This window comes from Streptomyces sp. DH12, from assembly GCF_020873895.1.
Lineage (GTDB): Bacteria > Actinomycetota > Actinomycetes > Streptomycetales > Streptomycetaceae > Streptomyces.
Map to the genome: position 1 here is coordinate 1 of NZ_JAHWGT010001007.1, position 460 is coordinate 460.

The window sequence follows — 460 nt, forward strand, 5'->3', positions numbered from 1 at the left end:
GTACGGGTCGATCCCGCACTGCCGCTGGAACTGCTCGGTCCCCTCGGCTGCGGCTCCCTCACCGGTGCCGGAGCCGTGCTGAACACCTTCGGCGCCGGTCCCGGCGACACGCTCGTCGTCCTCGGCGCGGGTGCCGTCGGCCTGACCGCGGTGATGGCGGCGACTGCCGTGGGCGCGCCGACCGTGGCCGTCGACCGGCATCCCGAGAGGCTCGCCGCAGCCGAGCGGTTCGGCGCGGTTCCGCTGCCCGCCTCCTCACCCGACCTGCCCGAGCGGATCCGGCGGCTGACCGACGGCGGAGCCCGCTACGCGCTGGACACCACCGCCTCACCCCTGCTCATCAACCAGGCGCTCCACGCGCTGCGTCCCACCGGCACCCTCGGCCTGGTGGCGCGCCTCCACGGTCCGCTCACCCTCGAACCGGGCACCCTCGTCCGCAGGCCGAAGTAGCGGGCGAACC

General features: G+C 75.2%; 1 pseudogene. It reads left to right on the forward strand.

Annotated features, from left to right (window positions below):
* Positions 1-438, forward strand: a pseudogene (locus LPA54_RS38220) (zinc-binding dehydrogenase); the annotation flags it as partial.
* Positions 439-460: the final 22 nt, after the last annotated feature.